18 protein-coding genes are annotated in these 20,495 nt (G+C 73.9%); 7 read left to right on the forward strand and 11 right to left on the reverse strand.

Going from position 1 to position 20,495, the window contains the following annotated elements; translation table 11 throughout:
• Positions 1 to 513, reverse strand: a 513-nt coding sequence (locus tag ACIBG4_RS17865; RefSeq protein WP_397202672.1) for a carbohydrate-binding protein, incomplete at its 3' end; no start/stop codon positions are given.
• Between the two features lie 135 nt (positions 514 to 648).
• Positions 649 to 1,803: a 4-hydroxybenzoate 3-monooxygenase gene (locus tag ACIBG4_RS17870; protein ID WP_310711084.1), complete on the reverse strand. Its 1,155-nt coding sequence runs from the start codon at positions 1,801 to 1,803 to the stop codon at positions 649 to 651.
• A gap of 80 nt (positions 1,804 to 1,883) precedes the next feature.
• On the opposite strand from ACIBG4_RS17870, the gene ACIBG4_RS17875 reads away from it, so the two are divergent.
• Positions 1,884 to 2,648, forward strand: coding sequence for an IclR family transcriptional regulator (locus tag ACIBG4_RS17875; protein WP_397202673.1), 765 nt, complete (start codon positions 1,884 to 1,886; stop codon positions 2,646 to 2,648).
• A gap of 84 nt (positions 2,649 to 2,732) precedes the next feature.
• Positions 2,733 to 3,815, forward strand: coding sequence for a Gfo/Idh/MocA family oxidoreductase (locus tag ACIBG4_RS17880; RefSeq protein WP_310711086.1), 1,083 nt, complete (start codon positions 2,733 to 2,735; stop codon positions 3,813 to 3,815).
• A 44-nt stretch (positions 3,816 to 3,859) separates the two neighbouring features.
• Here ACIBG4_RS17880 and ACIBG4_RS17885 read toward each other — a convergent pair whose 3' ends face one another.
• Positions 3,860 to 5,626: a thiamine pyrophosphate-dependent enzyme gene (locus ACIBG4_RS17885; protein ID WP_397202674.1), complete on the reverse strand. Its 1,767-nt coding sequence runs from the start codon at positions 5,624 to 5,626 to the stop codon at positions 3,860 to 3,862.
• A 172-nt stretch (positions 5,627 to 5,798) separates the two neighbouring features.
• On the opposite strand from ACIBG4_RS17885, the gene ACIBG4_RS17890 reads away from it, so the two are divergent.
• Complete coding sequence (locus ACIBG4_RS17890; RefSeq protein WP_397202675.1) at positions 5,799 to 6,377, forward strand: helix-turn-helix domain-containing protein; 579 nt, start codon at positions 5,799 to 5,801, stop codon at positions 6,375 to 6,377.
• A gap of 306 nt (positions 6,378 to 6,683) precedes the next feature.
• Positions 6,684 to 8,105, forward strand: coding sequence for an FAD-binding oxidoreductase (locus tag ACIBG4_RS17895; RefSeq protein ID WP_310711090.1), 1,422 nt, complete (start codon positions 6,684 to 6,686; stop codon positions 8,103 to 8,105).
• Positions 8,106 to 8,247: 142 nt separating this feature from the next.
• Here the strand turns inward: ACIBG4_RS17895 and ACIBG4_RS17900 are convergent, their stop codons facing one another.
• The gene (locus ACIBG4_RS17900) at positions 8,248 to 9,438 is read right to left on the reverse strand and encodes an MFS transporter (RefSeq protein ID WP_397202676.1); all 1,191 of its coding nucleotides are present in this window, start codon (positions 9,436 to 9,438) and stop codon (positions 8,248 to 8,250) included.
• A gap of 73 nt (positions 9,439 to 9,511) precedes the next feature.
• On the opposite strand from ACIBG4_RS17900, the gene ACIBG4_RS17905 reads away from it, so the two are divergent.
• Positions 9,512 to 10,585, forward strand: coding sequence for an ROK family transcriptional regulator (locus ACIBG4_RS17905; RefSeq protein WP_397202677.1), 1,074 nt, complete (start codon positions 9,512 to 9,514; stop codon positions 10,583 to 10,585).
• Here ACIBG4_RS17905 and ACIBG4_RS17910 read toward each other — a convergent pair.
• Together ACIBG4_RS17910 and ACIBG4_RS17915 are read right to left on the reverse strand one after the other, a co-directional pair.
• Entirely contained in the window at positions 10,478 to 11,701 is a 1,224-nt protein-coding gene (locus tag ACIBG4_RS17910) for an acyltransferase (protein WP_397202678.1), read from the reverse strand. The genes ACIBG4_RS17905 and ACIBG4_RS17910 overlap by 108 nt on opposite strands.
• On the reverse strand, positions 11,694 to 12,656 hold the full coding sequence (locus tag ACIBG4_RS17915) for an alpha/beta hydrolase (protein WP_397202679.1): 963 nt from the start codon (positions 12,654 to 12,656) through the stop codon (positions 11,694 to 11,696). Before ACIBG4_RS17915 ends, ACIBG4_RS17910 begins: the two co-directional genes overlap by 8 nt.
• Before the next feature lie 133 nt (positions 12,657 to 12,789).
• On the opposite strand from ACIBG4_RS17915, the gene ACIBG4_RS17920 reads away from it, so the two are divergent.
• Together ACIBG4_RS17920 and ACIBG4_RS17925 are read left to right on the forward strand one after the other, a co-directional pair.
• Positions 12,790 to 14,340 (forward strand): sensor histidine kinase, encoded by a 1,551-nt coding sequence (locus tag ACIBG4_RS17920; RefSeq protein WP_397202680.1) that lies wholly within the window; start codon positions 12,790 to 12,792, stop codon positions 14,338 to 14,340.
• The gene (locus ACIBG4_RS17925; protein ID WP_397202681.1) at positions 14,337 to 14,993 is read left to right on the forward strand and encodes a response regulator; all 657 of its coding nucleotides are present in this window, start codon (positions 14,337 to 14,339) and stop codon (positions 14,991 to 14,993) included. The genes ACIBG4_RS17920 and ACIBG4_RS17925 overlap by 4 nt, the downstream gene beginning before the upstream one ends.
• Before the next feature lie 54 nt (positions 14,994 to 15,047).
• Here ACIBG4_RS17925 and ACIBG4_RS17930 read toward each other — a convergent pair whose 3' ends face one another.
• The 5 genes from ACIBG4_RS17930 to ACIBG4_RS17950 all read right to left on the reverse strand — a co-directional run bounded on the left by ACIBG4_RS17930 (position 15,048) and on the right by ACIBG4_RS17950 (position 20,492).
• A complete protein-coding gene (locus tag ACIBG4_RS17930) occupies positions 15,048 to 16,271 on the reverse strand; it encodes a hypothetical protein (protein ID WP_397202682.1) in 1,224 nt (407 codons plus the stop codon).
• Positions 16,268 to 17,059 (reverse strand): hypothetical protein, encoded by a 792-nt coding sequence (locus ACIBG4_RS17935; protein WP_397202683.1) that lies wholly within the window; start codon positions 17,057 to 17,059, stop codon positions 16,268 to 16,270. The genes ACIBG4_RS17930 and ACIBG4_RS17935 overlap by 4 nt, the downstream gene beginning before the upstream one ends.
• A 3-nt stretch (positions 17,060 to 17,062) precedes the next feature.
• Positions 17,063 to 18,067 (reverse strand): hypothetical protein, encoded by a 1,005-nt coding sequence (locus ACIBG4_RS17940; RefSeq protein WP_397202684.1) that lies wholly within the window; start codon positions 18,065 to 18,067, stop codon positions 17,063 to 17,065.
• Positions 18,068 to 18,091: 24 nt separating this feature from the next.
• Positions 18,092 to 19,108: an NAD-dependent epimerase/dehydratase family protein gene (locus ACIBG4_RS17945; RefSeq protein ID WP_310711102.1), complete on the reverse strand. Its 1,017-nt coding sequence runs from the start codon at positions 19,106 to 19,108 to the stop codon at positions 18,092 to 18,094.
• A 106-nt stretch (positions 19,109 to 19,214) separates the two neighbouring features.
• Complete coding sequence (locus tag ACIBG4_RS17950) at positions 19,215 to 20,492, reverse strand: phenylacetate--CoA ligase family protein (protein ID WP_397202685.1); 1,278 nt, start codon at positions 20,490 to 20,492, stop codon at positions 19,215 to 19,217.
• Positions 20,493 to 20,495: the final 3 nt, after the last annotated feature.

Below are 20,495 nucleotides of genomic sequence, written 5' to 3' on the forward strand. Positions count from 1 at the left end.
GTACGTGTACGCCGTGCTCGCGCTGAGCCCCGAGTCCGTGTACGACGTCCCCGTCACGGTCGCCACCCGGGCACTCCCCCGGTACACGTCATACCCCGACACCCCGACGTTGTCCGTCGAGGCGCTCCACGCCAGCGACACACTGCTCGATGTCACACCGGTCGAACGCAGACCTCCCGGCACGCTCGGCGCCTGCGTGTCGCCGCCTCCGGTGACGATCTTCCACAGGGCGGGGACGTTGGGCGGCTCCCAGCCGGTCTGGGAGGTGTGGCTCTGGACGCACTCGTACGTGACGCCGTTGTAGGTGACGCGCGTCCCTGCCGTGTACGCGACGTTCGGCGCCCAGTCGGCCAGGAAGGCGACGGTCCCGGCAGAGGCTGTCTGGGAAGAGGCGGTCCGGGAAGAGGGGGTGAGGGCGGCTTGGGCGCCCGGCGGGGTGGCGACGGCGGCGGTCAGCGGCAGCAGGAACGCCGCCGCGACCGCGAGGACCTTACTGAGGGCTCTGTGTCTCATGGATTCTCCGACATCCGGTGTCTGGGGGGTGGGATGGGAGGGGATCTGAAGGAAACTAATAGGAAAGTTTCCTTTAGATTTGAGACGACGGTAGCCCGTGCCCGGGACTGCGTCAACAACCCGCGTCAAGAACCGTCAGGGCAGGCCGACGTAGTTCTCCGCCAGCGTCGTCGCGGCCGCCCGTGAGGAGGTGACGTAGTCGAGGTACGACAGCTGCAACCGCCGGCCGTACGCGTCGTCGGAGTCGAACGTGTGCAGCAGGGTCGTCATCCACCACGAGAAGTGCTGCGCCCGCCACACCCGCCGCAGGCACGCCGCCGAGTAGCCGTCCAGCAGGTCGGCCGAGCCCGTCGAGAAGAACCGGTCCAGCGCCTCCGTCAGCACCCGCACGTCGGCCACCGCCAGGTTGAGCCCCTTGGCGCCGGTCGGCGGCACGATGTGCGCGGCGTCGCCCGCGAGGTAGAGCCGGCCGTACTGCATCGGCTCGGTGACGAAGCCGCGCATGGGCGTGACGGCCTTCTCCAGGATCTCGCCGGTGGCCAGCGTGAAGCCGGGCACGGTCTCCAGGCGGGCCTTCAGCTCCGCCCAGACGCGCTCGTCCGGCCACTCCCCGGCCGTGGCGTCGGGCGGCACCTGGAGGTAGAAACGGCTGATCTCGGGCGTGCGCATGCTGTGCAGGGCGAAGCCGCGTTCCGTGCGGCTGTAGATCAGCTCGTCGGACGACGGGGCGACGCGCGCCAGGACGCCCAGCCAGGCGAACGGGTAGTCGCGTTCGTGGAAGGTCAGCACGCCCTCCGGCACCGACGGCCTCGACACGCCGTGGAAGCCGTCGCAGCCGGCGATGACGTCGCAGTCGAGCCGCTCCCCGCCGAAGGTCAGGTACGGCTCCCCGTCGAGGTCGTGCAGGGCCACGTCCTCCACCTCGAAGCGCACGTCGCCGCCCGCCTCCAGCCGGGCCGCGATCAGATCCTTGACCACCTCCTGCTGCCCGTACACGGTGATTGTCCGGCCGGGCACCAGCTCCTCGAACGCGATGCGGTGGCCCCGCCCGCCGTACCTGAGCTCGATGCCGTGGTGCGGCAGGCCCTCGCGGCGCAGCCGCTCGCCGACACCGGCCTCCACCAGCGTCTCGACCGTGCCCTGCTCCAGCACGCCGGCGCGCACGCGCCCCTCCACGTACGCGCGGCTGCGCCTCTCCAGCACCACGGAGGAGACGCCGCGCAGGTGGAGCAGGTGCGACAGGAGCAATCCCGCCGGCCCGGCCCCGATGATCCCGACCTGAGTTCGCATAGAGGGAAGCATCGTGCCCGGGAGGTGGCCGCGCCGAGCCGTCCCTTCCGTCCAGTGGAAGGATTCGGCAAGATTCCCGCATGGCAGGCCACTCCCGCGAGGCGGGGCGCACGGTGACGTCCAAGGTGCTCGCCATCCTCGGGGCGTTCGACGCGGCGTACCCGCGGCTCACGCTCACCGACCTGGCCCGGCGCAGCGGGCTCCCGCTGAGCACCGTCCACCGGCTGGCCGCCGAGCTGGAGGGCGGCCGTGTGCTGAGCCGCGGGCCCGACGGGCGGCTGCGGATCGGGCTGCGGCTGTGGGAGCTCGGCCGGCTCGCCGCCGGCGACCTGCAGGAGGTGGCGCACCCGTGGCTGCTGGAGCTGTTCGCCGGCACCGGCGAGAACGTGCACCTGGCCGTGCGCGACGGCGTCGAGGCGCTGTACCTCGACAAGGTCCACGGCAGGAGGGCCGTGCGGATCGTCTCCAGGACCGGCGGCCGGCTGCCGATGCACCCGACCGGCGTGGGCAAGGCGCTGCTCGCGTACGAGCCCGAGTGGTTCGTGCACGCGTACCTGGCCCGCGAGCTGGAGCGGCCCACGCCGCACACGATCACCGAGCCGGGGCGGCTGGCGCGGGAGCTGGCGGCCGTGCGGGCGCAGGGCTACGCGCTGACGTTCGAGGAGATGACGCTGGGCTCGTGCTCGGCGGCGGCGCCGGTCCTGGTGGAGGGCCGGGCCGTGGCGGCGGTGGGCATCGTGCTGTCGTCACGGCGCGCCCGCGAGCTGCACCGGCTGGTCGAGCCGCTGCGCGCGGCGGCGGACGGGATCGCGCGGGCGTACGCCGCGACGGCCCGCCCCGGGTGAGGCCGCTCGGGGTGAGGCCGCTCGCTGTGAGCCCGCTCCGTGCTACCGTGCCTCGGCAAGCGCTTTCCCAAGGAGGCCATCCCCGTGCCGTCCCCCCTCCGCGTCGCCGTCGTCGGCGGCGGCCAGATCGCGAGACATGCCCACCTGCCCCTGTTCCGCGAGCTGCCGGAGGAGGTGGAGGTGGTCGCCGTCGTGGACGCCACCGACGCGCTCGCCCGCGCCTTCGCCGGCGAGTTCGGCCTGCCGTACGCCTCGGCCGACCTCGAAAGGACGCTCGCCGACACCCGCCCGGACCTCGTCGTCATCACCAGCCCGCCCGCCCTGCACAGCGCGCAGGCGGTCGCCGCGCTGCGGGCGGGCGCGTGGGTGTGGTGCGAGAAGCCGCCGTGCCTGTCGCTGGCCGAGTACGACGCCATGATCGACGCCGAGCGCGAGGGCGGGCCGTACGCGGCGATCGTGTTCCAGCAGCGGTTCGGCTCCAGCTCCCAGCACCTGCGGCGGCTGATCGCCGACGGCGCGCTCGGCGCCCCGTACGTCGCGCACTGCCAGACCACCTGGTTCCGCGACGACGCCTACTACGCCGTGCCCTGGCGGGGACGCTGGGAGACCGAGGGCGGCGGGCCCGCGATGGGCCTCGGCATCCACCAGATGGACCTGCTGCTCGAACTGCTCGGCGACTGGAGCGAGGTGCGGGCGATGGCCGCCCGGCTGGCGCGCGACGTGCAGACCGACGACGTCACCACCGCCCTGGTCCGGTTCGAGTCGGGCGCGCTGGCCACCGTCGTCAACAGCGCCCTTTCGCCGCGCCAGGTCAGCCACCTGCGCCTCGACCTGGCCGGCGGCACACTGGAGCTGACCCACCTGTACGGCTACGCCAACGCGGACTGGACCTACACCCCGGCCGAGGGCGCCGCCGGGATCCCGTGGCCGCCGCCGCAGGACGAGCCCAGCTCCCACCGGGCCCAGTTCCTGGGCCTGCTGGAGGACCTGCGGGCCGGCCGGCGACCCCGGGGCAGCGGACACGACGGGCGGCGGTCCCTGGAGCTGGTGACCGCCCTGTACAAGGCGGCGCTGACCGGGGCCACGGTCAGCGCGGGCGAGATCGGCCCCGGCGACCCCTTCTACCGCGCCCTGCACGGCGACGTCCCGGGCTGGCGGCCCTCCTGACTCGACCGCATCCCGGGGGCCGATGGTGACCCTCGCCGGGGCGGTCAGTCCCCGAACCTGTCGATCCGGTCCTTGAAGAGCGTGGTCGCGATGGCCGCCCGGTGCGGCTGCCCCTTGAGGAACGCCTGGGCGAACTTCTTGGCCTGCTCGTAGGTGACCTTGCCGGGCATGGGCGGCTCGTTCGGGTTCACGGCCACGTCGACCAGCGCGGGCCCGTCGTACTCCAGGGCCGCGCCGATCGCGGGACGGACGTCCTCCGGCTTCGTCACCTTGGCGCCGAACCCGCCGCAGGAGAGGGCCCAGGCGGAGAAATCGGCCTCGGGCTCAGGGAAGCGCACCCCGTGCTCGGGGTACCCCAGCACCATCTGCTCCCACAGGATCTGGCCGAGCGAGTTGTTGTTGTTGATCACGACCTTCACCGGCAACCCGTGGCGGGCGGCCGTCAGGAACTCGGCCATGAGCATGGCGAAGCCGCCGTCGCCCACGTACGCGATCACCTGGCGCCCCGGGAAGGCGTGCCGCATGGCGATCGCGTACGGCAGGCCGGGCGCCATCGAGGCGAGGTTGCCGGACAGGTAGAACTCCCGCCCGCCGCGGATCGTCCAGTGACGGGCGGCCCAGGTGGCGATCGTGCCGCTGTCACACGTCATGATCGCGTCGTCGGCGGCCAGGTCGTCCAGCACGGACACCACGTACTGCGGGGCGATCGGGTCACGGCCGGCGCTCTCCAGCGCCTCCATGTCGGAGCGCCAGGAGGCCATCTTCGTCTGGTATGTCCGCAGGTGGGAGAAGTCCTCCCGCGGGCGCAGCAGGGGCAGCAGCGCCCTCAGCCCGTCGCGGGCGTCGCCGACCATGGGCACGTCGGTGGGCATGCGCGCGCCGGCACGGACCGGGTCGGCCTCGATCTGCACCACCCGCACCTTCTCCGGCCGGGGCAGGTACTTGGTGTACGGGTAGTTGGTGCCGACCATGAGCAGCGCGTCGGCGTCGTCCATGAGCTCCTCGCTCGGGCGGGTGCCGAGCAGGCCGATGCCGCCGGTCGTGTACGGCGAGTCGTCCGGGACGACCGCCTTGCCGGGCAGCGTCTTGACCACCGGGGCGCCGAGCAGCTCGGCGACCGCCAGCACCTCCTCGCGCGCGTGCAGAGCCCCGGCGCCGACGAGCAGGGCGGGCCGTTCGGCGTTGTTGAGCACCTCGGCCGCCGCGTCGAGGTCCTCCTGGCGCGGGACGCCCGGCGGGCGCAGGTACAGGGCGGTGGACTGCGGCGCGCGCACCGGCCCGACGTGCTCGAACGGCCCCTCCCCCGCCTCGGCCACCTGGACGTCGTTGGGGATCGTCAGGTGGGCGACGCCGCGCCGGGCGTAGGCGCTGCGGACCGCGATGTCCACCAGGGCCGGGAGCTGCTCCGGGTTGGTGACCATCATGTTGTACTCGGCGACGTCCTCGAAGACGCGGTCCAGGTGGACCTCCTGCTGGTAGCCGGTGCCGAGCACGGCGGTCTCCTGCATGCCGGTGATGGCGAGCACGGGCGCGTGGTCGAGCTTGGCGTCGTACAGGCCGTTGAGCAGGTGAATGCCGCCGGGGCCGGAGGTGGCCAGGCACACGCCGATCCGCCCGGTGGCCTTGGCGTAGCCGGCGGCCATGAAGGCCGCCGCCTCCTCGTGGTGGACGAGGACGAAGCGCACCTTCTCCCGGTGGCGACGCAGGCCCTCCATGATGCCGTTGATGCCGTCGCCCGGCATGCCGAAGACGGTGTCGACCCCCCACTCGGCGAGCCGTTCGACCAGGGATTCCGATGCGATGCGAGCCATGGCGCGGCCCCTACCCCGTTCGGGGCCCTGGCAGACGCCTTCACCGCGCCGCGGCCGGGGTCGTGTTGCCGAGTCGTTATGCCGTGGCCTCTTGCTGGGCTTTCTCCGGCCTCTGTACGGTCCTTTCGTTGCCACTTAACAACCTGTTCAGTACAGCCGGCCGAGGGGTTCGATGACCGAGTCGGAGACGGCGCGCCTGGGCGCCCGGGTCCGCGCGTACCGCGCCATGCGTCAGATGACCGTGCGCGGGCTGGCCGGCGAGGCGGGCGCCAGCCCGAGCTTCATCAGCCAGCTCGAACGCGGCCAGGCCGGCGCGAGCGTCGGCATGCTGCGGCGGATCGCGCTGGCCCTCGGCGTCACCGTCGCCGACCTGTTCAGCGAGGACGACGAGGTGGGGCACCGGGTCGTGCCCCGATCCGGGCGTCCGGAGCTGCCGGCCGGGCCGGGCGCGCGCAAGTACCTGATCTCCCAGCGTCCGCTGCGCAACCTGGAGATGTACGCCGGGGAGTTCGACCCGGGCGCCTCCACCGGGGCGGAGCCGTACACGCACGGGGACTCCCAGGAGATCCTGCTCGTGATCCGCGGCGAGGTCACGCTCTGGCTAGGTCCGCCGGACGAGGCCGCCCGGCACGTCCTCGGCCCTGGGGACAGCATGGAGTACCGCACGTCGGTCCCGCACCGCGTGGCCAACGACGGCGAGCTCACCGCCGAGGTCCTGTGGGTGGTGAGCCCGCCCACCCCGGCCACCTGAGCCCTCTCACCCCGGCCGTCCGACCACCGTGAGCCCTCTCACCCCGGCCACCTGACCACCGTGAACCGTCCGCCACCATGGGGACATGAACCTGCACCACCCGGAGACGACATGCGCCGGCCTGCGCCGGTGCCGCTCCGGCCCGCCGCCGCCCGGCGTCTCACCGGTCGGCGGCGGCCGAAGAGGAAAGCGGGAACCGATGCGACCCCACCGACATGACCGACCCGACCAGGAGACCAGAGTGACCCGCTGTTCCACCCGCCCGTCCCGGACCGAGGGGCGGCGCGCCGGCGCCGTGAGCGCCCCGTGAAGCCCGGCGTTCCGCTGACCGCCGACTTCGCCAACGGCGGCGTCTCCTTCTGGTTCCGGCAGATCGGCGCGCCCGCGCGGCGGGCCCCGCTGCCCGGGTCCCGTGACTACGACGTGGCGATCGTCGGCGGCGGCTACACCGGCCTGTGGACCGCGTACTACCTGAAGAAGGCCGACCCCGGGCTGCGCGTGGCGGTCCTGGAGAAGGAGTTCGCCGGGTTCGGCGCCTCGGGGCGCAACGGCGGCTGGCTGTCGGCCGAGTTCGCCGGGTCGCGCAAGCGGCACGCCAAGGCGCGCGGCCGGCAGGCGATGATCGACCTGCAGCGCGAGATGTTCCGGACGGTGGACGAGGTCATCGACGTGACCCGCGCCGAGGGGATCGACGCCGACGTCCACAAGGGCGGCGTCATGCACGTCGCGACCAACCCGGCGCAGCGCCGGCGGCTGCGCGCCGAGACCGCCGACCTGCGTGCCTGGGGGTACGGGGAGGACGACGTCCGGCTGCTCGACCGGGACGAGCAGCGGGAGCGGCTCCAGGTGGCCGGGACGCTGGAGGCCATGTACTCGCCGCACTGCGCCCGCATCCAGCCCGCCAAGCTCGCCGTCGGCCTGGCCCGCGTCGTCGCGGAGCTGGGCGTGGACCTGTTCGAGGACACGACCGTCACCGCGATCGTGCCCCGCCGCGGGAGCGGCAGGCCCGCGGCGGTCACCACCCGGGGCACGGTCCAGGCCGACTACGTCATCCGCGCCACCGAGGGCTTCACCGCCAGCCTCGACGGACAGCACCGGCAGTGGCTGCCGATGAACAGCTCCATGATCGTCACCGAGCCGCTGCCGGCCGAGGTGTGGAAGCACATCGGCTGGTCGGGCAGCGAGCTGCTGGGCGACCAGGCCCACGCCTACATCTACGCCCAGCGCACGGCCGACGACCGCATCGCCATCGGCGGGCGCGGCGTGCCCTACCGGTACGGCTCGCGCACCGACGACCGCGGCGCCACCCAGTCGTCCACGGTGGCGCTGCTGTGGCGGATGCTGGTCAAGCTGTTCCCGGCGGCGGCCGACGCCCGGGTCCAGCACTCGTGGTGCGGGGTGCTCGGCGTGCCGCGTGACTGGTGCTCGACCGTCCATCTCGACCACGCCACGGGCCTGGGCTGGGCGGGCGGCTACGTCGGCAGCGGCGTGACCACGACCAACCTGGCCGGCCGTACGCTGCGGGACCTGGTACTGCGGCGCGACACGGAGCTGACGGCGCTGCCGTGGGTGGGACGGCAGGTGCGTCAGTGGGAGCCGGAGCCGCTGCGGTGGACGGGCGTGCAGCTCATCTACGCGCTGTACCGCGCCGCCGACCGCCACGAGAACGACCGGGGCACCACGACGTCGGCTTACGCCCGCGTCGCGGATCTCATCTCCGGCCGCTGACCCGCGGGGCCCGGTCCTGCCCCGGGCCCCGCGACCCCTCTTCCCGTCTCTCTTCCCCGCCTCGCCTTACCGCGTCCCGCATCGCCTCCCCGCATCCCGCGTCGCCTCTCCGCGTTCCGCGTCCCTTCCTTCCCGCGGGAGGTCATTCCCGGCGCGCGGGGACGGCGACGGCCGGCCGGCGTACCGGCCGGTCCCGGCGCAGGACCGGGGCGAGGAACGTCACCGGCACCACCACCGCGGTGATCACCGCGAAGGCCGCCGGATAGGACACGCCGCCCGCGATCCAGCCGGTGACCGCCGGCGCGACCAGCCCCGACATGTACGTGATCGTCGCGACCCCCGCGATCCCGGCCCCGGGCGTCGTCCCCGCGTTGCCCGCCGCGGCGATGACCAGCGGCACGATGACCGCCACCCCCAGCCCCATGGCGGCGAACCCGGCCACGCCCGGCAACGGCGTACGGGAGGCCACCACGACGGCCCCTCCCACGACAGTCAGGACACCGCCCGCCCGGACCGCCGCCACGGGCCCCACCCGGCGGACCACCCGGTCGCCGACCAGCCTGGCTCCCGCCAGGCAGAACATGAAGATCGTGTAGCCGGCGGCGGCCGGGCCGGGACCCGCGCCGGTGACCTCGGTGAGGTAGACGGCCGCCCAGTTCGCGCTGGCCCCCTCCGCGAAGGTGGCGCAGAACCCGACGAGCCCGATCACCACCAGCACCCCCGAGGGCAGCGCGAACCGCCGCCCCGCCCCCTCGCCGATGCGCCTGCCGGTCTCGGCCGCCTCCCCCGCCTCGTCGGGCAGGAGGTCGCGGCCGGCCGCGATCCCGGCGCCGAGCAGCACGAGCGCGGCGCCCGCCAGGTGCAGCCGGGCGTCGATCCCCGCCTGCGCGGCCAGGGCGCCCGCCGCGCCGCCCACCAGGCTGCCCACGCCCCACATCCCGTGCAACCCGGACATGATCGAGCGTCCCACGCGGCGTTCCAGGACCACGGCCTGGGCGTTCATGGTCACGTCGCACGTCCCGGCCGCCGCGCCGTACACGAGGAACGCCGCGAACAGCCACACGGGCGCGGGCGTCAGCGCGGGCAGCGCGAGCCCCGCGCACCAGAGGCCGAGCAGGAGCCGGGTGGCCGTGCGCCCGCCGACGCGGTGCGCCAGGCGGCCGGCCAGCGGCATGCCGACGACCGCGCCGATCGGCGGGCACAGCAGGGCGAGCCCGAGGGTGCGCGGATCGAGGTGGAGGTGGTCCTGGATCCAGGGCAGACGGGTGGCCAGGCTGCCGGCGACGGCGCCGTGCACGGCGAACACCCCGGCGATGGAGCGGTGATGGCTCATGGTCGGGAAATTATCAGGCAGGCTCCCTGATGGAAATACCTATCAGGCAGGAACCCTGACTAATATCGATGCCGTGAAGAGCGCCACCCCGTCCCTGGCCCGGGCCATCAACGACCGACTGGCCCTCGACCTGCTGCTCCAGCACGGGCCGCTGACCGCGCCCCAGCTCCGCGACCTCACCGGGCTGTCACGGCCGACGGTGTCGGACCTGATCGAGCGGCTCATGGAGAGCGGCCTCATCCAGGTCACGGGCGAGTACGGCGAGGACCGGCGCGGACCCAACGCCCGCCTGTACGGGCTCGTGGCGGAGCGGGCCCACGTGGCGGGCGTGGACGTCCGCCGCTCCGCCCTGCACGTCACGGTCGTGGACATCACGGGGCGCGTCGTCGGCTCGTCCACCCGCGAGATCGTCCCGGTCTCGGCGCCGCAAGCACCCGGCACGCCGGCCCCCGGCGCCGGCGACCTGCCCTCCGACCTGCCCGGCCTGGTCGCGGAGGCGGTCGTGGAGGCGGCGGCGGGGCGGGCTCTGGAGACCGTCGTCATCGGGGCGCCCGGCCTGGTGGACCCGCGCAGCGGCGACCTGGTCGCGCCGAACGACGTGCCCGGCTGGCGGCCGGGCCTCTCGGAGGCGGTGCGCCGGCGCCTCGGAGTCCCGGTGACCCTGGAGAACGAGGTGAACCTCGCCGCCGTCGCCGAGTGGCGGACCGGCTCGGCGACGGGCCGTGAGGACTTCGTGCTGCTGTGGCTGGACGACGGGATCGGCGCGGCGACGGTGCTGGGCGGCCGGCTGCGCCGGGGCGTCTCGGGCGGCGCGGGCGAGATCGGCTTCCTGGAGGTGGACGGCAGGCCGTACTGCGACCAGGTGGCCGCCGGGACGGCGGACGGCCTCGCCCCCGAGGTGCTGGCCGAGCGGGTGGCCAAGGGGGCGGCCGCGCTGGTCTCGATCCTGGACCCGGGGCTGGTGGTGCTGGGCGGCAGGACGGGCCGCGCGGGCGGCGACGCGCTGGCCGCCCTGGTGTCCGAGCGTACGAGAGCGCTCTCACCCGCCCCGGTGGAGGTGCGGCCGAGCACCGTGGCAGGCAACGCGGTGCTCCAGGGCGCCGTCCTGACAGCCCTCGACCTGGCCCGCGACACGGTCTTCGGCTGACCGGCCGCCGCTCAGCCCGCCTTCGGCCGACCGGAACGCGGCCAGGCAGGCCAGCAGGACCAGCCCGAACACCGGCAGCCAGGCCAGCCGGGCGACCAGCCAGGCGGGGCCGAGGGGCACGGTGTGCAGGCCCGTCAGGGGCCTGCCCGCGAGCGTGCCGAGCCCGGTGACCGCGATCATGGCGGTCTGGTGCCAGAGGAACACGGTCATCGCGGAGAGGTTGGCGAGCGCCACGACCGCCCAGACGGCGGGGCGGCGCAGTGCCCGCCGCAACGGCCCGAGCAGCAGCAGGGCCGCCCCGCACTGGGCGAGCCCGAACGTCACGGCCGCGAGAGTGGGCGGTGACTGGTTGGAGACGGGGGCGCCGGGCACCCCGACCATGGAGGCCGGGTAACCGGCCCACAGGACGAGCGCGGCGGTGGCGGCGGCACCGCCGGCCGCCAACCCCCATCCCGCCCGGCGGCCCCAGGTCGGCTCCCCGCCGCCGCGCGCCCACGACGCGCCCAGGCAGTACGGCACCAGCCACCCGGCGGCCACGTTGATCCAGCCGATCCAGGAGGGCCCGCCCAGGGCGAACCGGCCCAGGTCAGCGAGCGCGACGACCGCCAGCGGCCATCCCGGACGCAGCCTGACCGCCAGCGGGGTGGCCGCCGTCAGCCCGGCGAAGACCAGCAGGAACCACAGCGGTGACCACACCAGCTTGGCCAGCGCCCGCACCGTCCCGACGTCGGCCCCGGCGGCGAGCATCGCGACCGCCACCACGCCCCAGACCACCACCACGGTGACGACCGGCCTGAACAGGCGCGCCATACGGCCACCGAGCCACTCCCCGTACGAGCGGCCGCGGGCGAGGGCGGACGCGTGGCTCCCCGCGGCCGTCCACCCGCCCACGAGGAAGAAGACCGCCATGGTCTGGAAGATCCAGGAGGCAGGGGCGAGCCATGGCATGTGCCGCAGCGGGCTGGTGACGCGAATGGTGCCGCTGTCGATCACCGGAGCCGTCACCAGCCAGTGACCGAGCACCACGCCCAGGATGGCCAGGGCCCGCAGCCCGTCGATGCCGCGGTCGCGTCCGGCGGGCGTCCCCGCGGCGACACGCCGGACGAGGTCACGCACCGTCCACCGCCCGGACGGGGGGCAGGCCCGAGACGATGCGGGCGATGTTCCGCAGCGGGAGGGAGCCGGCTCTCAGGTAGTCGCTGTGCCCGCCGCCGCCCGCCGGGAAGACACGGGCGCCGAACGCCGGGAAGACCGGGTCGGCGCCGAGCCCGAGGACGCCGGAGGGCAGGCCGATCCGGCCGTGCGGCACGCGGGCGATCCAGTCGCCGGCGCCGCGCCCGGCCCAGACCGTCGCCCGGGTGCGCATCTCGGCGGCATGGTCCACGGTCACGCCCGGGCTTCCCACCAGCACGACCGCGGAGACGTCCAGGCCGGGCGCGGCCAGGCCGCAGACCGCGCCGCCGTACGAGTGACACAGCAGGGAGATCCGGGCGCCGGGCCGGGCCGCGCGCAGCTCCCGTACGAACGCGCGCAGGTCACGGGCGCCCCGCTCGGCGAGACCGGAGGTCAGCACCGACAGGCTCACGGTCGCGGGCGTCCGGTAGCCGAGCCAGGCGATGACGGCCGACCTGTCGCCGAGCTCCCCGAGCAGCCGCAGGGAGCCGCCGCGCAGGAGCCCGTACTTGTCGAGGTTCGTGTCGGAGCCGGGGACTACCACGGCGATCCGCCCGGCCGACGGCAGGTCGCCGAAGACCTCGATGGCGCGGCCGCCGTCACGGCCGTCGAACGCCAGGAACCGCCGCGCGGGGTCCGCCATGGCGCGCAGCATCGCGGCCCGCCACCGGTCGCCGTGCCGGTCGGCCGCCCGCTCGGCCGCCAGGATGCCACTCCGAGCTGCCGCGTATCGACCGGCCAGGGCCTCCGGAGCGGCCCGCAGCGCGGGCAGGGGGACGGGGACGGGTGCGGGAACGGCTCCCGGGCGTGCCGCTCCGGAGACGGGCACCGCCACCGAGGCGGCGACGAGAGCGGCGAGCAGGGCCCGGCGCGTGCGGGGGGCGTCAACATGGATCACGTGACCGACGGTGTCGCAGGGGGCGCCCGCGCCACATCGGACCACCGGTGGCATTCGCACCCGCGCCGGTAGACCCGGGTCGTACGACCCTGGTCCGATGACCGGCCCCCTGGCTCCCCGTTACGATCTGCGCATGCAGGTCACGACACCGCCGCTGCTCAAGCGGGTTCCTCCGGGGGTGTGGACGGCCCTTGCCTGGTGCGCGGGCATGGTGTTCACGTTCCTCGTACGGGTCCGGCTGCCCGGCGAGTGGTCACCCGCCGTGAGCCCCGGCAGCCTGATCTACCGGTGGGACGGTCTGATGTTCCTGGCGGTCGCCACCGCCCTCGCGCTGTCCGGCGGGGGCCTGCTGGGCCGCCGTCCGCTGGCGGCCCTGACGCTGCTGCTGGCCGCGCCCGTCCTCGCCTGCGTCCCGCTGGGCGTGGCCGAGATCCCGTTGGCCCAGTACCTCGCGGTGGACGTGGCGCTGTACGTCATCGCCGCCACCCGGCCGCGACGCACCGGGGCCGCCGCTCTCGCCGCAGCCCTCGGCCTGCTCGCCGGCTACCTGGCCACCCGGCTGCTGCTCGGCTGGGCCGTGGGCACGTCGGCGGAGCTGGCCGTGGCCATGACGGCCGTCATCGCCTGGCTGGTCGGCCGCTCGACGCACCAGGTCCGCGAGCACGCCGCGGCGCTCACCGCCCAGGCGGCGGCCCGCGCGGTCACCGACGAGCGGCTGCGCATCTCCCGTGAGCTGCACGACATGGTCGCGCACAGCATCGGCGTCATCGCCCTCCAGGCGGGGGCGGCGCGGCGGGTCATCGACACGCAGCCCGAGCGGGCCCGGCAGGCGCTGGGCGAGATCGAGAATGTCGGCCGGGAGACGCTGTCGGGGCTGCGCCGCATGGTCGGCACCCTCCGCCGCCCCCAACCGGACGACCCGCCACAGCCATCCCCCCACCCCCCGCCCTCCACCGACCAGCCGACACCCCACGCCGCGGCCCGTGCGGCGGCGAACGATCCGCGCACCCGGGCCGAGCCAGGACCGGACACCCCGCATGCCACCGGCCGGACGGCGCCGCACGCCTCTCACGCCGCGGTTCAGCCGGCGAACCGGCCGAGGCCGGGTCTGGCGGATCTCGAACGGCTGGCCGCGACGACGACGGACGCCGGGGTCCGCGTCGAGGTGCGCTGGCTGGGCGAACGGCGATCGTTGCCCGCCGACCTCGACGTCGCCGCCTACCGCATCGTCCAGGAGGCGGTCACCAACGTGGTCCGCCACGCGGGCGTCCCCTCGTGCCAGGTGTCCGTCGGGTACCGCCCGGCCGAGCTGTCGATCGAGGTCCTCGACTCCGGCCCGGGACTGGACCGCGAGAGACGGTGGCCCGAGAGGAAGAGCTCGTCAGAAGAGAACCACACGGAAGAGCACCGCACAGGAGCTGGCCGCACGGATCAGAACCGGGCGGGAGAAGACCGCACGGATCAGAACCAGGCGGGAGAAGACCGCACGGATCAGAACCGGGCGGGAGAGGGCCGGGCACGAGAGGGCAACGCGGCGAGGGGCCGCATGGGAGGGGGCGGCCACGGGCTGGCCGGGATGCGCGAGCGGGTCGGCATGCTGAACGGGGAGCTCTCCGCCGGGCCGCGTCCCGAAGGCGGGTTCCGGGTGGCGGCCCGCCTGCCGATCCCGGCAGGAGTGCGATGACCGTCCGCGTCGTCCTGGCCGACGACCAGCCGCTGATCCGCGCCGCCCTCCGGATGGTCATCGCCGACGCCCCCGACCTCGACGTCGCCGGAGAGGCCGGGACCGGCGCCGAGGCGGTCCGGCTGGCCGAGGACCTGCGCCCCGAGGTGGTGGTGATGGACATCCGCATGCCGGGCATGGACGGCATCCAGGCCACCCGGCTGATCACGGCCGGCACCAGCGGGGCGCGGGTCGTCGTGCTGACCACCTTCGACGACGACGACTACGTCTACGGCGCACTGCGCGCCGGCGCCTCCGGGTTCCTCGTCAAGGACATGGCCCTGGACGACATCCTCGCGGCCGTCCGCGTCGTCGCCGCGGGGGACGCGCTGATCGCGCCCAGCGTGACCCGCCGCCTGATCGAGGCGTTCGCCGACCGGCCCGAGCCTGCCCCGGCGCCGCGCTCCTTGGAGGGCATCACCGACCGGGAGCGCGAGGTGCTGACCCTGGTCGCGCGCGGCCTGTCCAACACCGAGATCGCGGCCGAGCTGGTCATCAGCGTCGCGACCGTCAAGGCGTACGTGACGCGCCTGCTGTCCAAGCTGGCCGCCCGGGACCGGGTCCAGCTCGTCATCCTCGCCTACGAGGCCGGCCTGGCCTCGCCCTCCGGATGACCCGCCCCGCCGCCGTCGACGGGTCAGTCACTCGCTGCCCCTGACGTCAGCCCGTCACATGCGCCTTCTCAGGACGAGTCCCAGAACGAACCCCTGCGCTCCGAGGGTGTACACCGCTCCGGCGGCTCCCGCGAAGGGGATCACCACCGCACCCAGCGCGGTCATCGCGGCCCAGGTGAGCACCACGGCCTTCGCGCTGTCGCGCAGTCCGGCCTCCCCGGTGTTCTCCAGCACGAACATCCCCACGCTCGCCAGCGCGTTGGCGGGCAGCAGCGATGCCAGCAGGACGCCCAGCGCGACCAGCGATCGGGTCCCGGCCAGCCCGCCCGCCAGCGCCGCCCCCGCGAGCACCAGCCAGAGGCCGCTCACCCAGACCGACGCCCGCGCGACGCGCCGGACGAGTTCTCGTACCCTGGCGGCGTCGTCGGAGCGTCCGTCCGGGCCCAGGTGCACCACCAGCCGAGGTTGGTAGATGCGCTGCAGCGTGTAGACCACGGAGGTGACGAACCCCCACCCGATGGTCATCAGGTAGAGGTCGCCGCTCTGGCTCGCGTACGGGGTGAGGGACAGCTCCACGAAGAGTGTGCCGATCATCGCGCTGGCCATCACGTCGGCCGCGCCCATGAGCGCCGCCGTACGGGCCAGGATGACGCGCAGCGCCGGGCGTGGCGCTCCGCTCCCGCGCGGCAAGCCGCGCACCAGCGCCAGGTTCAGGGTGATGACCAGGGCGAGCAGCCCTGCCAGGTAACCGGCGGGCGGCAGCGGCACGGCGAACGCCAGCCAGGCCATGCCGATCATCCCGAGGCCCAGCAGTGCGGAGTTCACCGTGTCCCTGGTGTACCTGCCGAGGGCGCGGTGGACGGCCACGCCGAGCATCCCGCAGCCCAGGGCGACGTAGTAGGCGGCGGCCGTCAGGTAGACCGCGGGCTGGGAGCCGGGGGCGAGCAGGAGGGCGACGGCGGCGGCCACGGTGAAGGGCAGCGGGACGTACGCGACGACCGCGCGCAGCATGCCGACGAGGTGCCCGCGGGTGCGGCCGGCCCGCGGGAGGAGCGTGAGCGCCGCCTTCTCCGGGCCCGACTGGGCCAGCATGCCCAGCCATCCCGCCGCGCCCACGGCGGCCGCGTACCGGTTGAAGTCCTCCCGGCTCCACGCCGCGACCAGCACGCCGGCGGAGCCGTACATCAGGAGGCGGAAGGCGGCGCGGCCGGTCAGCAGCGTGAGGAGGCGGCGCGGGCCGATGCGGTGCGCCGCGGCCGCGGTGGACCGGCCGGTCACGCCGCGTCCAGATCGGCCGCCACGGCCTCGCGCAGCGGGCGGGCGCCGGTCTCCAGACAGGCGAGCAGCGCCTGGCGGACGCGTTCGTCGCCGAACCGCTCGCGCACGCCTGTCACGGATGGCCCCTTGTCCACCCCGAACAGGGCGCGGAAGAGGGTCTTGACCTGGTCCGTGGTGTGCCAGTCCCGCGACGCGAGGAGGGCCTCGACCTCCTCGCGGGCCGGTGGCGGGGCGGGGGGCGCTGCCAGCCAGGTGGTGGACCGGCCCGCCGTGGCGAGCCAGCGCCGCACGTGGCCCACCCGTTCGAGGACGAAGTCCGCGCCGCCCAGCCTGGCGGCGGCGAGCCCGGCGTCGTAGCACGTGGCGCGTAACGCACCGCACACCTGGGAGAACGCGGGGATCCTGGCGGGCAGCCGGTCGAGGGGGATCTCGCTGACCCGTTCGACGGTGGCCCGGGCCTGCGGAGAGCTCCTGGCCGCCGCGACGAGGGCGTCGAAGTCCTTGTACCAGCGGGCGAGCGTGACCCGGTCCGGCGCGTCGGTGGCGGGATCGCGCTCGCGCACCCAGCGGACCATGCGCTCGGGCATGAAGGCCGACAGGGGGTCCGGGCCGGCCGGCGCGGGCGGTTCCCGATCGACGATCGCGTCCTCGAAGAGACCTCGCGGGAAGAGGGCCTCCGAGAAGAGGGCGCCGCAGGACAGGCAGGAGTAGCGGGTCCGGCGCGGGCGTCTGGTGATCGGCACGGGGTCCGGGTGGCCGCACTGCACGCAGGTCATGGGGGCGTCCACGGGTCAGAAGGGTACGGCGATCGCCGATGAGGGAACCAGGTCCGCGCCGAGGGAGCGCTTGATGTCCGCCTTCCCCTTGCCGAGGACCAGTCCGGCCTTGCCCGTCTCGACGGCCCATTCGACCATCCGGACGTAGAAGTCGAAGTACAGGTGCTTGCGCCCGCCGTGCTCCGGCTGCAGCCCGCCCCAGCTCAGGCAGATGGGCCAGGCGCGGTGGTCCAGTGTCAGGCAGAGCCCGACCAGCCGCCCGCCGTCGCGGTAGGCGACCGCCACGACCTCGTCGCTGCCGACCAGTCCCTCGAAGTACGGCAGCGGCAGCGGCGCGAGCGGGAAGAGCCGGTTGCGGTACTTCAGGTCGTTCCGCGCACGCAGGGCGCAGGCCTCCGCTCCCGTCACCAGGTCGCGGGCCGGGCCGACGCGGATCGACAGACGCGAATCGGCGGCGAGGCGCCGCGCCCAGCTCCTGAGCGAGGCCCCGCGGGTCCCGTGCAGCCGGGCGTACCACTCGTCGATGCCGGACGGGGTGGCGAGCCGGGCCAGGGGTGCGGTCGGCAGCCGGGCCTTGACCACGCCGGGCAGCTCGGCGGCCTCGCCGGGCGACACCTCGCGCCACAGGACGCCGCGCCAGCCGGGGCCCAGCGCCTGCCGGACGCCGCGCACGTAGGCGCGCAGGAGCTCGCGGCGACGCTCCGGCTCAGGGACGCCGGTGAACCACCAGCCCTTCAGGGAGCGGTTGCCGGGCGCGTGCACGTCCACGACGCCCGCGACGTCGCGGCCGGAGGCGTACGAGCCGCGGCGCGGGCGGACGCCGCGCAAGGACGCCGACACGGCGCCGACCGCGACGCCCCCTTCGCTGAGCACGGCGAGGAGCACCGGCGCCTGCGCGGCCCACGCGTAGGCCCGCAGCAGGTCGTAACGCCAGGTCACGTACTGGCCCGCGGTACGGCGCAGCTTCTCCCAGCCAGGCGGCTCGGGGTCGTGGCGGGGGTCGAGGAGTTCCAGGCGCACGTGATCGCTTTCATGGCACAACCATCAGGACGGTACGACGAGCGCCTGCCATGACGGCGGCATGTTCCGGCTCACCTCGATCCCCGAGAACACCGACGGCTCCTGCGGCCCGTGCTTCTTCGCCCAGGCGGCCATCTGGGCCAGCCCGTCGGCGAGCGGCACGGAGCCGGACCCCACCCCGAGCACGTCCCGCGCCTTCTGATGGGAGGAGTAGGCGTGGACCACCTCGTGCCGCGCCGGCAGGTGCTGGACCCGCAGGGGCGCGTCCATGGCCGTCGCCACGGCCGCGGCCAGCTCGTTCACCGAATAGGGCGTGTCGCCGCCGATGTTGAACGTCTCCCCGTACGCGTCCGGGTTCTCGATCGAGCGGGCGATCGGAATGGCCACGTCGTCGATGTGGCTGAACGCCCTGGTCTGCTCGCCGTCGCCGAAGACGGTGCACGGCTCGCCGCGCAGGATCTGGTTCATGAAGATGCCGATGACGTTGCGGTAGCGGTCACCGATGTTCTGCCGCTCGCCGTACACGTTGTGCGGGCGGAAGATCACGTACGGCAGGCCGAACATCTCGTGCGTGACCTTCAGCTCCTGCTCGACCGCGTACTTGGCGATCCCGTACGGGTCCACGGGGGCGGGCGGCATGTCCTCGGTCATCGGGGGTTCGGCGTGGCCGTACACGGCGATGGAGGAGGTGAACACGAAGCACCGCACCGTCTGCGCGTTGACCGACGCGTTGATGAGGTTGACGCTGCCGATCACGTTGTTGGTGTAGTTGTAGCGCTTGATGAAGTGGCTCAGCCCTTCGGCGGCGTAGGCGGCCAGATGGAACACGTAGTCGAAACGCCACTCGGCGAAGAGCGCGTCCACCACCCCGGCGTCGCAGACGCTGCCGTGGTGGAAGTGGGCGCCCTCGGGCACGTTCGCCGCGTCGCCTCCCGACAGGTCGTCCAGCACCACGACGCGATGACCGGCCCGCAGCAGGGCGGCGGCGACGTGGGAGCCGATGAAACCGGCGCCCCCGGTCACCAGTGACGTGTACGTCATGACGCAGACTCCTTCCCACCGGCAGACCAGGGCCGGCGCGCTGATGATGTCGGCCCGCTCGCGCGCGGGCCATGCGGGTGGAACGGCAGGACGAAGGCCGGGCTCCTCATGCGGGCGGCGCGGCGTAGTCGGAGGTGACGAATCTGCCTTTGCCGCCCGCGCTGATCCGGACGGACTCGGCGGCGACCACCTCCAGCGGGAAGTCTCCTCCGGCCAGGCCGAAGAGCTTCGCCCGGACCGTCTCGAACACCTCCTGCCCGTCGCCGCCGCTGGGGACGATGTGCAGGCGCACCAGTCCGTCCGCGTCCTGATGGACGAAGCACTCGCTGATGCCCGGGTGGACGGCGGCCAGGTGCAGGAAGGCGTCGGGGTAGAGGCGTTCCCCCGACGGGAGCGTGACGTAGTCGTTGCTGCGCCCGGCGGTGAGCCTGAGCGTGCGGAATCTCCGGCCGCAGCGGCACCGGCCGGGTTCGATCATGCCGATGTCCCCGAGGCTGTAGCGCAGGAGGGGCATGGCGCGCTCCATGAAGGCGGTGACCACCACCTGCCCCGGCTCACCGTCGGGCAGCGGCCGGCCCTGGTCGTCGACGATCTCGCAGTAGACGCGGTCCTCACCCAGGTGGGCACGGCCGTATCGGCAGTCGTAGGCGATGTTGAGCACCTCGAAGGCCGAGTACTCGTCGAAGACGGGGGCGCCGAAGCGCTCCTCGAACATCGTCCGGTGCTCCGGGAGCAGCAACTCCGATTCGGTCATGACGAGGCGGAGCGTCCGCTTCAGTCGTGCCAACTCGGCGGGGGTGAGCTCGCGGAGCAGGGCCCGCAGGTGAACGGGATAGCCGATGAGCACCTTGGGGCGGTTGGCCAGGAGCTCGGCCTTGATCTCACGCATCGGGCGATGCGAGAGGATCACGTGGCGGCGGAACAGCTTGAGCTTCTCGAACATCCGGCCAGGGGGCGCGAACGGGCGGATGTGACTGAGCCGGTCCGTGGGCAGGTAGCGTCCCGTGGCCAGGAAACGGCGCACGCAGGCGGCCATGTGGTAGTCGTGACTGTCCTGGTCGTGCAGGACGCGGACCCGGCGGCCCGTGCTGCCGCTGGTCTGGAAGGACAGGCAGCGGTCCGGGTCCACGTCCTCGGCCAGCAGGCGCTCCAGCGGTTGCTCGCGGAGCACCTGCTTGTCCACCACGGGCAGCTCGGCCAGCTCGGCGAGGCTGCGCAGGGGGCCGCGCGCGTAGCGCGGATCGTCCCGGTAGTACGGCACCCGCGTACGGGCCAGGCCCAGCAGCCGGTTGATCCAGCGGAGCTGGTGCCGGCGCAGCCTCTCGGCATCGCCGTACTGCCGGGCGATGCCGAGCGGGACGTAGCACGCTTCGCGGACGAGCATCGC

This window comes from Nonomuraea sp. NPDC050383, assembly GCF_044459125.1.
GTDB lineage: Bacteria > Actinomycetota > Actinomycetes > Streptosporangiales > Streptosporangiaceae > Nonomuraea.

What these genes read in the sequence shown, in the direction of transcription:
- ACIBG4_RS17925 (WP_397202681.1), top strand. Translation starts at nt 14,337, where the DNA reads ATGACCGTCCGCGTCGTCCTGGCCGACGACCAGCCGCTGATCCGCGCC.
- ACIBG4_RS17945 (WP_310711102.1), bottom strand. Translation starts at nt 19,108, where the DNA reads ATGACGTACACGTCACTGGTGACCGGGGGCGCCGGTTTCATCGGCTCC.
- ACIBG4_RS17885 (WP_397202674.1), bottom strand. Translation starts at nt 5,626, where the DNA reads ATGGCTCGCATCGCATCGGAATCCCTGGTCGAACGGCTCGCCGAGTGG.
- ACIBG4_RS17890 (WP_397202675.1), top strand. Translation starts at nt 5,799, where the DNA reads ATGACCGAGTCGGAGACGGCGCGCCTGGGCGCCCGGGTCCGCGCGTAC.
- ACIBG4_RS17870 (WP_310711084.1), bottom strand. Translation starts at nt 1,803, where the DNA reads ATGCGAACTCAGGTCGGGATCATCGGGGCCGGGCCGGCGGGATTGCTC.
- ACIBG4_RS17920 (WP_397202680.1), top strand. Translation starts at nt 12,790, where the DNA reads ATGCAGGTCACGACACCGCCGCTGCTCAAGCGGGTTCCTCCGGGGGTG.
- ACIBG4_RS17950 (WP_397202685.1), bottom strand. Translation starts at nt 20,492, where the DNA reads ATGCTCGTCCGCGAAGCGTGCTACGTCCCGCTCGGCATCGCCCGGCAG.
- ACIBG4_RS17900 (WP_397202676.1), bottom strand. Translation starts at nt 9,438, where the DNA reads ATGAGCCATCACCGCTCCATCGCCGGGGTGTTCGCCGTGCACGGCGCC.
- ACIBG4_RS17875 (WP_397202673.1), top strand. Translation starts at nt 1,884, where the DNA reads ATGGCAGGCCACTCCCGCGAGGCGGGGCGCACGGTGACGTCCAAGGTG.